We start from the raw sequence: 13,845 nt of genomic DNA, 5'->3' as shown, positions 1-13,845 counted from the left end.
AAGCGCGGGGCGTGGACGCTTCCAGGTCGTGGGCCGTCGGATACCGGCCGGCTCGTGCTGTGGGTCGTGGGCATCGCGACGGCCGGGAGATCAGCGACGAGGCACCGCCCGGCCGTCGTACGGTCACCGGCTCACGTCGCGCAACCGCGAGTTGGCCGTCCGCAGCGCCGCGGTCGACGCCTCCTGCCATGCCCGCGCCGAGTCCATGACCCTGACCAGGGCGATGAAGACCAGGACACTCACGGCCGCGATCAGCGGCGGCAGCAGGAACATCAGCAGCGTGTCGGCGGCGACGGCCTGGACGATGAACGTACCGCCGATCACCGCCAGCGGGAGAGTGAGACCGACCAGACCCGACACGAGGCCCCGCTGACGCACCGGCACCCGGTCGGCGATGACCGCGAGCAGCGGGGTACCGATCAGGTTCGCCGCGACGCTGTACAGCGCGAACGCGGCGAGCAGCACGGGCACGTTCGGAGCGAGTCCCATCACCGCTCCCAGCGCGACCACTCCGGCCGCGCCGGCGAGAAGGTAGGGACGGCGCATGCCCATGCGTGCCGTCGTCCGGTCGCTCAACCGCCCCACGACCGGCATCAGCAGCAGGGGCAGCAGGACACCCACACCGACGACGGCACTCAAGGTGCTCGCGGCGTCCTCGGAGCCGACCAGGGCCTGGACCTTGAGTGCGAGGGAGACTGTGCCCGGTGTCAGGCAGGCGATCCAGAATCCCGCGTAGGCGAACGCGAACGCGAAGATGAACGACTTCCCCACCGGGGGGTGCTCAGTGTCGGACGGCGTGATGACGGACTCGGCCAGCGGCCCGGGCGAGATGGGGGACGCAGTCATGTCGTGCCAATCTTCGTAAGGGGTTCCTCGGTCCCAGCGGCTGTCGGTCAATGGTGCGGCGTTGCGGAGACTGTAGGCTCGCCGACATCATGGCCAACGATTGGTTGCGATGGTGTCCATCGCCGACAGAGAACTTCGAGGTTCGTCGACCTGCCCTGGTGGCCCACATCCTCAGCATGCACGCGGCGCGGACCTGCGGTGCTCGGTCAGCGCCAGTAGTCGTTCGCTGCCGCGATCGTCGCGAACTCGACCGCGACCACATGGGCGATGGAGATCAGCGAGTCCGCGTCCTGCGCGTACTCGGGGCGCAACCGCTCACGCACCGCGCCGTCGGGCTGCGTGGCCTTGATGACCAGCCGGGCCATCTTAAGGGCAAGCTCGCGGCCCTCCTACGGAGAAGCGGTGATCAGGGTGTTGCCGGGGACCAGTTCAGTGGCCATGTCATACCTCCGTGGTGGTGACTGTTCTCTGGATCATCTTGTTCTCGACAGGTCCCGCCGCCGCTCGGTGGCGAGCGTCCGCGGGCGACCGCGCGGCTGACGCCAGGCACGGTGGTCAGTGCGCCTGTCGCAGGACTCATAGCCGGTCGGCGAGGTGCGCGAAGGTGTCGGTGAGGGATTCGGCCTTCGCCTGGCGGTGCCCCGGTTCCGGCCTACAGGTGGATGGGTGTGCATGAGCGGAAGGATCGGGGTGTAGACGAATCTGCCGATCCCCTGTCCCGCCGCGAGCGCTGCCGCCGCCTGGGCAACGATCGTCCAAGGAGACCGTGCTTGCGGACGGGGCGGGGCTGATGACTGCACGATCCTGTGCACCTTCCTGGTGGCGTTCCGTGGCCTGGTTGCACGCTAGGCAGCGCGCGTACGCCTGTGAAATGCCGGTTAGGCTGCCGCTATGCATGACAGGCATGGATGCGGTGAAGGGGCGCGAGGAGTATGGACGTCGAACTGCGGCACCTGCGGGCCTTCGCGTCCGTGGCGCGTCATCGGTCCTTCTCCCGGGCCGCGGAGGAGTTGCTGATCACGCAGCCGGCGCTGAGTCGCACGGTCGCGCAACTGGAGGGCAAGCTGAGTGTCCGCCTGCTCGACCGGTCCTCCCGGCATGTCGAACTGACCGACACCGGCGCGGAGTTCCTCGTACACGTCGAGCGGGTTCTCGCGACCCTCGATCAGGCTCTCGCCGTCGTGAGCCACCGCGTCACCCTGCGGCTCGGTTTCAGCTGGCTGCTGCCCGACCCCTGGACACAGCAGACCGTCAGCCGCTTCGAGGAGACCACGGGAGCGACGGTCTCCTTGACCCGGACCGACGATCCCCTTCAGGCACTGCGCCAGCGCGTCCTCGACATCGCGGTGGTCCGGGGCGCCTTCGACGCACCTCCCGGAGCGCGCACGATGCACCTGTTCGACGAGCCGCGCATCGCCGTATGCTCCGAGCACTCCGACCTGAACCGGTTCGACCATCTGGACTGGACAGACGTCCAGCACTGGACCCTGGTCGTCAACACGGTCAGCGGGACGACCGGCCCCTGGTCGTGGCCGGTGGACGAGCGCCCGGACCGGATCATCGAGACGGCCAACTACGACGAATGGCTGGAGACGGTGGCCGCCAACCGCGGCATCGGCATCGTCCCCGAGGTCGCGCAGCGCCGTACCCAGCACCCCGCCGTGCGCTTCGTTCCCCTCACCAACGCACCGGCGAGCCCGGTCAGCCTCGTCCACTTCCCCGACGCCCAGCGAACGCTGATCCGCCGGTTCCTGGACGCCGCCGTGCCGGCCGCCGTCCCGGAGTGATCTCAGCGGCCCCGGCGAGCAGAATCTATGCCTGACCTGCATGGGTGGGTCACCACAGGCATTTCTGCCAGAAGTGGAGAGTCACTAGCGTCGAGGGCATGAGCGAAACCCGCAGCGCAGCTCTGCCCCGACAGGAATCCGCGATCACCGTCCTGGGCGGTCCCACGGTCGTGATCGACCTCGGCGGCCTGCGCATCGTCAGCGATCCGACCTTCGACGACGCCGGCCCGCACGGGTACCTCACCAAGACGGCGGACACCGTCGTCGACGAGGACGGCGTGGGACCGGTCGACCTCGTTCTGATCAGCCACGACACGCATCCGGACAACCTCGACGAGCGCGGCCGCGCGTTCGCGAAGGCGGCCCCGCTGGTCCTCACCGGCCCCCTGGCCGCCGGACGACTGGGCTCGCCGGCCGTCGGCCTCGCACCGTGGAGCAGCCACTCCGTGCCCCGCGCGGACGGCGGCGGCGACCTGACCGTGCTGGCGGTCCCCGCGGTCCACGGTCCCGAGGACGGCGAGCGCGACGCCGACGGGAACGTCAACTGCGAGGTCACCGGATTCGTGCTGTCCGGCCAGGGACTTCCCACTGTGTATGTGAGCGGCGACAACGCCTCGATCCGCACGGTCGCGGAGATCTCCCGCCGGGTGCCCGCCATCGGCGCGGCCGTCCTGCACGTGGGAGCGGCACGCGTCCCGGCGAAGTTCGACGGCCGTCCCCTCTCACTGGACAGCCGCGCCGCCGCCGCGGCAGCAGCTGTCCTGGGCGCGGGCACCGTCGTCCCGGCCCACTACGACGCCTGGGCCCACTTCACCGAGGGACTGCCGGAGATCGAGCTGGCCTTCCACGAGGCCGGCCTGTCCTCCGTGCTGCGGGTCGCGCCCCATGGAACATGGGTGCAGCTGAGCCGCTGACTGCCGTCACCATCACCCACCGGCAACAGACGAGCAAGGAACGACGCATGCCATTCGTACGAATCGATCTCATCCGTGGACGCCGTCCCGAGGACATCAGGGCGATCGCCGACGCAACGCACCAGGCCCTCGTGGACGTGCTGGCCATTCCCGAGCGGGACCGGTTCCAGGTGATCACCGAGCACCCGCGACGCCAGGGCGTCGGCCGGTGTCGCCCTGTCGACCAGCGTGCCGCCCGCCGGGTCTGCCGCGCTGGGGACTTGACCGCCGCCCACGAACTTTCGCGCCCCCACCGTGTCGTTTGACGACAGGCGGCCGACGCGTCCAATGAACCCGTGCAATCCGGGGGGCTCGCAGCGGCTCGAATCACTGGTCTACAAGCGGGTCTCGACCGACCAGCAGTCCACCGTCTTCCCAGCAGTCCACCGTCTTCGCGGAGGACCCGGGTACCTCCAGCCGCCTTCACCCCCTCCAGCGCCCGAAGTTCCGCGAACTGCTCACGTACGCGCGGCCGGGCGACACCATGCACATCTCCGAGATGTTCCGCCTCGCGCTGCGCATCCACGACGGCGCGTTCTCCGCGATGGACCTCACCGCCCGCCACCCGCGCACCGGCGAACTGCTGTCCACCGTGAAGTTCATGGTGCAGACCCTCACCGCCGCCGGCGAACTCCAGCGCGACGTACAGCGCGAGCTGATGTACGACGGACTGCGCGCAGCCGAGGCCAAGGGCAGCAAGGGCGGCCGCCGCCCGGCCGTCCCGGCCGACAAGACCGACGTCGTGTGCGCCGCGTACCTGGAGAACCGCCCCATCGCCGCTCCGGCCCGCGAACACGGCGTCAGCCGCGGCGCCATCCGCACGGCCGTCGCCGACCTCACCCCCCGGCACGCCCCTGCCGACCGCGAGGGGGACCGCCGGGCGGGCGGCGCTCGACCAGGGCGTGCCCGTACGGCGCGGCCAGGGCTGCACCCTGCGTGGGGAAGCCACCCCCTCCGTGCACCGCCAGTGCCTCGCCCACTGTCAGCCTCTCGACGGCGGCCCGGTCGTCCCGGCCCGGCGCAAGGCCCGCCGCGAGTACGAGAACCGCGTCATTGCCCTCGCGGGCGTCACCCTGGAGCGAGTCGCCCAGCCGCCAAGATCACCCCGTGGCGGGTCTCTGGCGTATCCGGGTCATGCCCCAGACCGATCCCCCGGCCGATACCGCGGAGACCGTCGGTGACTTCTCGCCGGTGATCCGGGAGTCGACGGGCGGCTGAAGCGTCGTCGCCCGACCGAGCGACGCACTCCGGGAACCCGGCCGTACGCCTGGTCAGGGGATCCTGCGCTCCCGATCCCCCTCCACAAAAATGGGGACCCCGGTGGCCCCGTAGTCAGCGCCCCGCTTTTCCGTGACCCGGTGTGCGACGGGGCCGCCGACCCTGTCGCCCTCTGGCACCGCCAGAACCGGGCGCCTCGGTGATCTGGCTCAGGGATCTCCTGTAAGCAGCCGATCGATCACGACATCACACAGACCCTTGTTCACCGTCCTGTCGCTCGTTGGCCACCGTAAAGTTCTCTGCCGGTGATGGCTCCCATCGCAAGCAATCGTTGGATCTGAAATCTCGGCGAACCTACTGTCCCTATAACGCCGCACCGCCCACGCACCAACGGGCGGATGCCTTGGACGAAGAGGACTTCGCCTTGCTGACAACGCGCCTTACCCAAGCCTTCGGAATCGAGCACCCCGTCCTGCTCGCCCCCATGGACCTCGTCTCCGGGGCCCGGCTCGCCACCGCGGTGACCACCGCGGGCGGACTGGGCCTGATCGGCGGCGGCTACGGCGACGGAGAGTGGCTGAAGCGGGAGTTCGCCGCCGCGGCAGGCACCCGGGTGGGATGCCGGCTTCATCACCTGGAACCTGGCCCGCCACCCCGAACTGCTCGACATCGCCCTGGAGCACCAGCCCGCAGCGGTCATGCTGTCCTTCGGCGACCCCGCCCCGTTCGCCGACCGGATCCGCGCCGCCGCCGTACCGCTGCTGTGCCAGGTCCACACGCTCGACCAGGCCCGCCAGGCCCTCGACGCCGGAGCGGACGTCATCGTCACACAGGGCGGCGAGGCCGGCGGGCACGGAGTCGGAACGCGGTCGACATTCACCCTCGTCCCCGATGTCGCGGAGCTGATCGCGGACCGCGCCCCGGAAACGCTTCTGCTGGGCGCGGGCGGGGTGGCGGACGGTCGCGGGCTCGCGGGCGCGCTCGCCCTCGGCGCGGACGGCGTCCTCGTCGGCACCCGCTTCTGGGCGACCGAGGAAGCCGTCGTCTCGGCTCGCGCCCACGCCCGAGCGGTGACCGCCGGCGGTGATGAGACCATCCGCACCAGCGTCTACGACATCGTGCGCCAGACCGCAAACAGGCATGAGCACGACGCACAAGGCGGTGGCGACGGCATCCGGCTACACGTCGCCCCGATTCTCAGGCATCCACGACGCCTTCGAGAGCAACCTGCGCAACGGCGACGACCTCGGCGCCTCCGTCGCCGTCTACCACCACGGCGACCTGGTCGTGGACCTGCGGGGCGGCGCCCGGGACACCAGCGGGACGCCGTACCCCGAGGACGATCTGGCCTTCGCCCTCCCGGGATCCGGTGTCGCGTTCGCCTTCCTCACCAACCGGGCCGTCCCCGACCCCACGCCCCACACCCGGCTGTGGCGCCTGCTGTCGGCGGTTGCCGCCGCCCTGTGACGAGTGTGCTGTGCCGCGGGTCAGGTCGTCGCTGCCGGACCGGGCGGAAGGTGGACCGTCATGACCAGGTGGCAGGTCTCGGTGCCGGCGCCGCGGTAGGTGTGCGGGGTGTCGCCGTCGAACGTGGCGGTCTGGCCGGCTTCGACGGTGTGCTCGATGCCGTCGACGACCAGGCTCATCCGGCCGGAGGTGACACTGACGGTCTCCACGACCCCGGCCTGGTGGGGGTGGCTGGGGTATTCCTCGCCCGGTTCCAGTCGCCAGCGCCAGACCTCGACCGGAGCCGGCCCCGAGGTCGTCAGCATGAGCCGGGCCTCGCCACCCCGCTCGCCCGTCCACAGGGGTGCCACGGTGTCGGCGGCCACGACGCGGACACGTCCTTCGGGCGATCCCTGCATCAGGGCGGACACCGAGATGCCCAGGGTGTCGGCCAGCCGGACCAGGGTGGCCAGATTGGGGTTGCCCTGCGCTTTCTCCAGCCCCACGAGCGCGCCCTTGCTGACCTGGGCACGGCGGCTGAGCTCGTCCAGGGACAGGCCCGCGCGCATGCGTGCCGCCCGGACGTTGTGCGCGACCGTTCGCAGCGCTGCGGCCGTCTCCGCCACCTGGTCACCTTCCTTACCGCTGGTCCTTACCGCTGGACATTTCAATGCACCATGCGGTCGATCGGTTGTGACCTTCGGTCGATCCGCTATATGGTGTGGTCGTTCCACTGAATGGTAAGGGATTGTGCTGTGATCGCTCTGCTGCTGGCCCTGGGCAGCTCACTCGCGTACGGATGCGCCGACTTCCTCGGCGGTCTCGGCGCCCGGAGAGCCCATGTGCTGCGTACCGTGATGGTCGCCGCTCCGGCCAGCCTCGCGGTGGAGCTGCTGCTGTGGCCGCTGCTCGGCGCCTCCTTCAGCCCCGCAGCCCTGGGCTGGGGTGCCGCCTCGGGCGTCGCCTCGGCCGCCGCGTTCGCCCTGCTGTACCGCACCCTGGCGATCGGCCCGATGAACGTGCTGTCACCCGTGACCGCGCTGGTGTCCGCCGCGCTGCCCGTCGGCGTCGGCCTGCTGCAGGGCGAGCACCTGGCAGCCACTGGGCTGCTGGGTCTGCCGCTCGCGCTGGTCGCGGTGGTGCTGGTCAGCGCCGGACACGGCGCGGGTTCGACGCGCCCCTCCCGTACGGCGCTGCTGCTGGCCTTCGGCGCGGGCGCCGCCATCGCCCTGCAGCTGGTCTTCCTGCACGAGGCGCCGTCCGACAGCGGGGTGGCCCCGCTGATCGTGGGCCGGGCCGTCTCCTCGGCCGTCACCCTGGCCGCGGCCGGTCTGATGCACCGCAGGCTGGGCCCCGAGCGGCCCGCGTACGCACTCTCGGCGACCGCCGGTGTGCTGGACTTCGTGGCGAACCTGCTGTTCCTGCTCGCCGCCCGCAGCGGGGACCTCACCGTCGTCGCCGTCATCACCGCCCTCTACCCGGCCGGCACCGTCCTGCTCGCCCGTGGCGTACTCGCCGAACGGATACACCGCGCCCAGCTCGCCGGCCTCGGCACCGCCGCCGTCGCCGTCAGCCTCCTCGCCCTGACCTGAGCAGGCCCGCACAACCAAGGAGAAGCATGCTGGTCCACCCCTGGGACGCCGGCCTGGACGAGGCCGAGTGGCAGACCTGGATCGCCGACGGTCACGACTTCGGGCAGCTCAGCGTCAACGGCCTGCCAGGCCACCCGCCCATGGTCGTCCCCACCCACTTCACCCGCGACGGAAACCATCTCCTGGTCCACCTCGCCAAGCCCAACCCGGCCTGGCAGGCGATCGAGGACGACCCGAACGTCGTCTTCACCGTCATCGGCGACTACGCCTTCATCCCCGGCCCCTGGCGCGCCAAGCCCGGCAACCCGCCCACCGACGGCGTCCCCACCAGCTACTACGCGGCCGTCCAGTTCACCTGCCGCGCCGAGATCGTCGACGACCCCGAGGCCAAGGCCGAGCTGCTGCGCCGCCAGCTCGCCCACTTCCAGCCCGACGGCGACCACGCACCCGTAGCGGTCGACAAGCCGCCGTACGGCCGGATGCTCTCGGGCATCCGCGGGCTGCGCCTCGACGTCACCGACGTACGGGCCAAGTTCAAGTACGACGACCACAGACCCGTCGAACACCGCAGCACGGTCGCCCAGCGCCTCACCGAGCGGGGCCAGGGTCTGGACGTGCCCACCGCGCGCCAGCAGCTGCGCCGCCTCGACCACATCGGTCCCTGGCAGTCCTGACCGGCCCCCGCCCGCAAGAATCGGAAACTCCGCCCATGCCCGCCTTCCGCATCGCCCCCGCCGTCGCCGAAGCCTTCCCCGACACCCTGATCGCCCTGGTCACGGCCACCGGCCTGCGCGGCCGTGAGTCCTGGCCGCACACCGCCGCCGCCGTGGATGAACTGGAGCAACAGCTCGCCAACGGCACCTGGCACCCCGCCGACGAGACCGACCCCCGCATCGAGGCCTGGCACACCGCCTACCGCTCCTTCGGCACCAACCCCCGCCGGATCCGCCCCAGCGTCGACGCGCTCGGCCGCCGCCTCGCGAAGAAGGGGAGCCTGCCGCGTATCAACCCGGCCGTCGACTCCTACAACGCCGTCTCCGTCCGGCACGGCCTGCCCGCCGGCGCCTTCGACCTCGACCACGTCACCGGCGACGTCGACATCCGCCACGCGGACGGCACCGAGTCCTTCACCCCGCTCGGCGAACCCGACACCGTCGAGAACCCCAAGCCCGGCGAGATCATCTACACCGACCCCACCGGGGTCCTGACCCGCCACTGGAACCACCGCGACGCCCACCGCACCCGAGTCATCGAGGACTCCACCCACGTCGCGTTCGTCATCGAAACCCTCCACGCCGAGCGCGACGGCGACCTGCTCAAGGTCGCGGCCGAAGAACTGCAGGCTCTGCTCGCCCCGCACGCCGAACAGACCTCCGTGCACTTCATCAGCCCGGCACAGCCCCAGGTCACCACCTGAGACCCTGGAGGCCTCAACCACCAGGAACGCAAACCGACCGCAGCGGTCCAAGGGATCTCCATGCCGAATCCGAGCACTCGGCCCTGCGGACCCGACAAACATGATCCGGCCACACTCGCGTTCAGACCCAGGCGGTGCACTGCGGGAACCAGGCAGACATCTGCACGGGCGCGATCCGTACACCGATCATCATGGCGAACTCCTCCACCCTTCCCGAGGATCCGTTCACGCTCGACCCGGACAACCCTGACCTGCTCGTCTACACACGCGAGTCCGGCGCGAACCAGCTCGGACTCCAGACCAAACTCGCCGTCCTGGAGGGCGGCGAGGACGCGGTCGTACTGGGCAGCGGCGTCGCGGCTCTGCACGCGGCGTTCTTCACTCACCTGCGCGCCGGGGATCACGTCGTCGTCTCCGATGTCACGTACGGCGCCGTATGGCGGCTGTTCGCCGAGCTACTGCCGGTCAAGTCGGGCATCGAGGCGACGTTCGTCGACATCACCGATCTTGACGCCGTGCGCGCCGCGATGCGTCCCACCACGCGGATCATCCACACCGAGGTCATCGCCAACCCGACCGTCAAGACAGCCGACATCCAGGTCCTGGCCGACGTCGCCCATACGGCAGGCACGCTGCTGACCGTGGACTCCACCTGTACGCCGCCGCCCCTGTTCCGCCCGCTGGAGCACGGCGCCGACCTGGTGGTGCACTCCCTGACCAAGTACATCAACGGGCACGGCGACGCGATGGGAGGCGCTGTCATCGGGCCGCGCGAGCTGATCCTCCCGATCAAGTCCGAGGCCATGGTCAATGTGGGCGCCGCCATCTCCCCGTTCAACGCGTGGCTGATCCCGCGAGGGTCGATCACGCTGCCGCTCCGTCTGCGTCAGCATCTTGCGGGTGCCCAGCACGTGGTGGAGTTTCTGGACAGTGACCCCCGCGTAGCACGTCGCCCATCCGGGACTTGCCTCGCACCCGCAGCATGAGCTCGCCGAGCGGCAGTTCGGCGGACAGGGCTTCGGCGCGCTGATCGCGTTCGCTCTCGACGCCGATCACAAGACCCGCAACGCCTTCGTCAACAGCCTTCGGCTGATCACCTCCGCGGTGTCCCTGGGCCACGACGAGACCCTCATCGTCTCCGAGGATGCTCCTGCCGGCTGCGCCGCCGTGTTCCCCGAGGTGTTCCGCGCCCGCGGCCTGCTGCACCTGAGGGTGGGACTCGAAGACCCCGACGACCTGATCGCGGCCCTGGCCGCGGCCCTGGACACGGCGGTGTCCGCGCGCCGACTCAGCTGTCGGGCCCGGCCCGACGCAGTACCGCCGACGAACGGCACCAGAGGCCGGAACACCTATGGACGAGCAGTTCGAAGGAGACCCGGCCACGGTCTCCTGTGGCGTCGGTGAGTCCGCGGCGAGGTCGTCCACCGCGCCGGCCCCGTCCCCACGGGTGGAACACGACGCTCAGGTCCTCGCGGTCATGGTCGACGTCGGGACACCCTCGCGTCGGGCGGAACCACCCGGTCCACTCGATGGTGTCGACCTGCAAGAGCGGATCACCCCCGCGTCTCCCGAGAGCTGGGGTGTGCCCTCCGGCGCGTGGCTTTCGCTGGTGCACGGATGAACTGGTAGGGCGAGGCCGACACCGGGTGGTACACACACCGACCCGTGCGGGGCCAGCCCGAGGGCGCCAGGACTGCCCTGCCATGCTCGGCGGCCCCGCACGCCGCGCCCTGGTCCGGGGCCGTCGACAGCCCGGGGAAGGTCAGTCTCAGCCCAGACGGCCGGCTCTTACCTTGGGCGTTTCCTGGTGCCGGTGGGTTCGCGGGTGCTGCTCGGCCTCGGCGGGGTGTAGCGGAGTTTTTCAGGGCCGGTACTGAGGAATCCCCGGTCCGGGCGGACGCCGGCCTCAGTGCTGATGTGCTGTCAACCGCTCGGGCAGTGAGACGTGCAGATGGTGCCTGTACCTCGTGCGCGTGGAAACGCCGAAGCCTGCAAGGCCCAGCGGCTGCGCCGGGAACAGCCGGTGCGGCCGGCACGGTTGTATCGACCGGGGACCGGTGCGGCACGGGCGGGGAACACCCGGACCACAAGGTCGTCCGCCCCACCAGGATCCGGGCCCCAGGATCGCGGTACCCCGCCGCGTACCCAGGCCACAACGTATGTCTGCAGGAGGACTGTTTCATGACTGACCGGCCCTTGACACTTATGGCAGTACACGCCCACCCCGACGACGAGGCCACCGGAACCGGAGGGGTCCTCGCGCGGTACGCGGCGGAAGGCATCCGCACGGTACTCGTGACGTGTACCGACGGCGGGTGCGGCGACGGACCGGGGGGTGTCAAGCCGGGCGATCCCGGACACGATCCGGCGGCGGTCGCCTCGATGCGCCGTCAAGAACTTGACGCGAGCTGTGACGTCCTGAAGATCAGCGATCTGGAGATGCTGGACTATGCCGACTCCGGGATGGCGGGCTGGCCGGGCAACGACGCCCCGGGATCCTTCTGGCAGACCCCCGTGCAGGAAGGCGCGGCCCGACTCGCGGACCTCATGCGGCACTACCGACCCGATGTGGTCGTCACCTACGACGAGAACGGCTTCTACGGCCACCCCGACCACATCCAGGCCCACCGCATCACGATGGCGGCGCTGGAGATGACCGCGCTGACGCCGAAGGTGTACTGGACCACGGTGCCCCGCTCGATGATGCAGCGGTTCGGCGAGATCATGCGCGAGTTTCATGAGGACATGCCGGAGCCGGATCCTGCCGAGGCCGCCGCGCTGGCCGAGATCGGTCTTCCCGACGATGAGATCACCACGTGGGTGGACACCACCGCGTTCAGCGGTCAGAAGTTCGACGCGTTGGCCGCGCACGCCAGTCAGGGCGAGAACATCTTCTTCCTCAAGATGGGCAAGGAGAGGTTCGGCGAGCTGATGGGCATGGAGACCTTCGTACGTGTCCAGGACGCCACCGGCGCGGCCCTACCCGAGCACGATCTCTTCGCCGGACTGCGCTGATCCCCCCCCCGGCCCGGCGGGCCGGGAAGCGCATTGACTGCACGGCGCGATCGAGCGGGTCACACACCCGGAGGCTTGTCCACGCGAGTTCCGCTCCGGCAACCGGCCACGGGGTGGTGAAAGCGAGTCGGGGCAAGCAGGCCGGCAGCTCAGCGAGGGCCGGCCGAGACCGACCCGGGCCGAGTAGGCCGGGCGGGCCGAGCAGGCGCCGGCGGACCTGCTGCGTCGAACCGATCACGGCACTGACGGGCCGGTCCCTGCTTCTCCTGGCGTGAGTGCGTGTTTCTGATCCCCTGCTGCGAGTGGCTTCGGGCCCTACGCTGGCGGGGTGTCCGAGGGTGCCGGATGGGCTGGGGAGAGGAACTGCCGGAGCTGCAGGGAAAGGCTGAGGCCAGATACCCGGCCCGGGGCCGTCTTCTGCTCGTCGGCTTGTCGGGCCAGGCAGTGGCGGGCGGAGCAGCGCTTGCGCAGGCGCCTGGCGGCTGTCCGGGGCGGTGCCGGCCAAGGGTTGTCCCGCAATGCTCGGTTGGGTGCAAACGAGGCGGACAACCTGCTGTCGGCGGGGGCTGCGGGGGCGAGCGGACCCGCCTATGCTTCCGCCATGCAGCAGCCTCGATCCCTAGCGATGACCGACGGTGACCCGGTTGCGGCGTTCCCACACCAGCTTGCCAATGACGTTCGCGCGGTCTTGGCGGTCATGCCGGAGGCCCGGTCGCACCCGTCGCCGTTCTCGGTGTACGTGGACGATGAAGCCGTCGCCATTCCATATCGGATCTATCAGGATGAGCTGCCCGTCGACGTGGTGCGCTCGCTGTCGGGGGTGCAGCAGGCGATCCTGCACTGCCTGTACTCACGGCACAGCGACGGGCTGGTCCGCCAGCGTCACCTGGAGCAAATCGCCAGTTCCGACGAGCCGTGGGTGGTGCCGTTCGTGGTGCAGTTGGTCGGCGAGTACGTCTTGGAAATCCTGGAGTCCATCCAACACGGCCTTTCCGACCTGCCCTCCAAGCGGTCTGCCCAACGGCTGGCATACGGGGACTTCATCGCGCGGAATCCGGGGTTCTTCGCGCGGACTGAGCGCCGGGTGGTGAGCTACTGGTCCTGCTACTACCGGTGGAAGTTCCCTGTGTTCGGCACATACCCGGGCTGCCATCTGCTGGAGCTGCTGCGGGCCGCCGCAAGCGACCGCACGGGCAGGCCATGGCCGCGCCACACGCCGGCCGGAGACTGGTCCATGAGTTGAACGCCGTCGCTGTCACCCGGTGAGTGCGAGGTTGTACAGGTGGGCGATGCCGAGCATCGCGTGGTGGACGCCGTCGCCTTTCAGGCGGCAGTCGCGAAGGATCTTCCACGTCTTGCATCTCCCCTCCTACTGTGGAGACCGTGACTGGAGGGATAGTTGGGGGTCATGGCATCCAGGAAGCGCATCTACGACGCCGAGTTCCGTGAGGGGGCGGTGCGGATCGTGACGGAGACCGGGAAGCCGATTCCGGAGGTGGCCGACGATCTGGGCATTTCATCCCGGGACGCTGCACAGCTGGGTGTCGCGGGCGCGGCGAAACGGGTCGCCC

General features: G+C 70.0%; 11 protein-coding genes and 6 pseudogenes. 12 read left to right on the top strand and 5 right to left on the bottom strand.

The genetic code is table 11. The annotated features are described in order from the left end of the window. Window positions 1-123 precede the first annotated feature (123 nt). The 3 genes and pseudogenes from AQJ64_RS16645 to AQJ64_RS50840 all read right to left on the bottom strand — a co-directional run. Entirely contained in the window at window positions 124-846 is a 723-nt protein-coding gene (locus AQJ64_RS16645) for an MFS transporter (RefSeq protein WP_055631744.1), read from the bottom strand. 206 nt (window positions 847-1,052) lie between these two features. Then, window positions 1,053-1,223: pseudogene (locus tag AQJ64_RS16640) on the bottom strand (hexameric tyrosine-coordinated heme protein); the annotation flags it as partial. A 288-nt stretch (window positions 1,224-1,511) separates the two neighbouring features. Further along, window positions 1,512-1,646 (bottom strand): annotated as a pseudogene (locus AQJ64_RS50840) (MFS transporter); the annotation flags it as partial. A 132-nt stretch (window positions 1,647-1,778) separates the two neighbouring features. Here AQJ64_RS50840 and AQJ64_RS16635 point away from each other — a divergent pair. The 6 genes and pseudogenes from AQJ64_RS16635 to AQJ64_RS16615 all read left to right on the top strand — a co-directional run bounded on the left by AQJ64_RS16635 (window position 1,779) and on the right by AQJ64_RS16615 (window position 6,271). Continuing rightward, on the top strand, window positions 1,779-2,633 hold the full coding sequence (locus tag AQJ64_RS16635; RefSeq protein WP_055631745.1) for a LysR family transcriptional regulator: 855 nt from the start codon (window positions 1,779-1,781) through the stop codon (window positions 2,631-2,633). 98 nt (window positions 2,634-2,731) lie between these two features. Further along, window positions 2,732-3,547: an MBL fold metallo-hydrolase gene (locus tag AQJ64_RS16630; protein WP_055631746.1), complete on the top strand. Its 816-nt coding sequence runs from the start codon at window positions 2,732-2,734 to the stop codon at window positions 3,545-3,547. Beyond that, window positions 3,526-3,852 (top strand): tautomerase family protein, encoded by a 327-nt coding sequence (locus tag AQJ64_RS50835; protein WP_342342293.1) that lies wholly within the window; start codon window positions 3,526-3,528, stop codon window positions 3,850-3,852. The genes AQJ64_RS16630 and AQJ64_RS50835 overlap by 22 nt, the downstream gene beginning before the upstream one ends. Before the next feature lie 1,436 nt (window positions 3,853-5,288). Next, window positions 5,289-5,339, top strand: a pseudogene (locus AQJ64_RS50830) (hypothetical protein); the annotation flags it as partial. 163 nt (window positions 5,340-5,502) lie between these two features. Continuing rightward, window positions 5,503-5,859, top strand: a pseudogene (locus AQJ64_RS50825) (nitronate monooxygenase); the annotation flags it as partial. 85 nt (window positions 5,860-5,944) lie between these two features. After that, window positions 5,945-6,271, top strand: a complete 327-nt coding sequence (locus tag AQJ64_RS16615; RefSeq protein ID WP_055631748.1) for a hypothetical protein — start codon at window positions 5,945-5,947, stop codon at window positions 6,269-6,271. A gap of 20 nt (window positions 6,272-6,291) precedes the next feature. Here the strand turns inward: AQJ64_RS16615 and AQJ64_RS16610 are convergent, their stop codons facing one another. Continuing rightward, window positions 6,292-6,876, bottom strand: coding sequence for a helix-turn-helix domain-containing protein (locus AQJ64_RS16610; protein WP_055631749.1), 585 nt, complete (start codon window positions 6,874-6,876; stop codon window positions 6,292-6,294). Between the two features lie 129 nt (window positions 6,877-7,005). On the opposite strand from AQJ64_RS16610, the gene AQJ64_RS16605 reads away from it, so the two are divergent. The 6 genes and pseudogenes from AQJ64_RS16605 (at window position 7,006) to AQJ64_RS16580 (ending at window position 13,517) form a co-directional block, all read left to right on the top strand. Further along, the gene (locus AQJ64_RS16605) at window positions 7,006-7,842 is read left to right on the top strand and encodes a DMT family transporter (protein WP_055631750.1); all 837 of its coding nucleotides are present in this window, start codon (window positions 7,006-7,008) and stop codon (window positions 7,840-7,842) included. A 26-nt stretch (window positions 7,843-7,868) separates the two neighbouring features. Beyond that, complete coding sequence (locus tag AQJ64_RS16600; protein ID WP_055631751.1) at window positions 7,869-8,516, top strand: FMN-binding negative transcriptional regulator; 648 nt, start codon at window positions 7,869-7,871, stop codon at window positions 8,514-8,516. Window positions 8,517-8,551: 35 nt separating this feature from the next. Then, entirely contained in the window at window positions 8,552-9,259 is a 708-nt protein-coding gene (locus AQJ64_RS16595) for a B3/B4 domain-containing protein (protein WP_055631752.1), read from the top strand. A 134-nt stretch (window positions 9,260-9,393) separates the two neighbouring features. Further along, window positions 9,394-10,663 (top strand): annotated as a pseudogene (locus tag AQJ64_RS52295) (trans-sulfuration enzyme family protein). 777 nt (window positions 10,664-11,440) lie between these two features. Continuing rightward, window positions 11,441-12,274: a PIG-L family deacetylase gene (locus AQJ64_RS16585; RefSeq protein WP_055631753.1), complete on the top strand. Its 834-nt coding sequence runs from the start codon at window positions 11,441-11,443 to the stop codon at window positions 12,272-12,274. Window positions 12,275-12,875: 601 nt separating this feature from the next. Beyond that, window positions 12,876-13,517, top strand: coding sequence for a hypothetical protein (locus AQJ64_RS16580; protein ID WP_055631754.1), 642 nt, complete (start codon window positions 12,876-12,878; stop codon window positions 13,515-13,517). Window positions 13,518-13,529: 12 nt separating this feature from the next. Here the strand turns inward: AQJ64_RS16580 and AQJ64_RS48060 are convergent. Beyond that, a pseudogene (locus AQJ64_RS48060) lies at window positions 13,530-13,637 on the bottom strand (IS5/IS1182 family transposase); the annotation flags it as partial. Window positions 13,638-13,845: the final 208 nt, after the last annotated feature.

This window comes from Streptomyces griseoruber (assembly GCF_001514205.1).
GTDB classification, from domain to species: Bacteria; Actinomycetota; Actinomycetes; order Streptomycetales; family Streptomycetaceae; genus Streptomyces; species Streptomyces griseoruber.
This window is presented reverse-complemented; position numbering and strand designations above follow the sequence as displayed.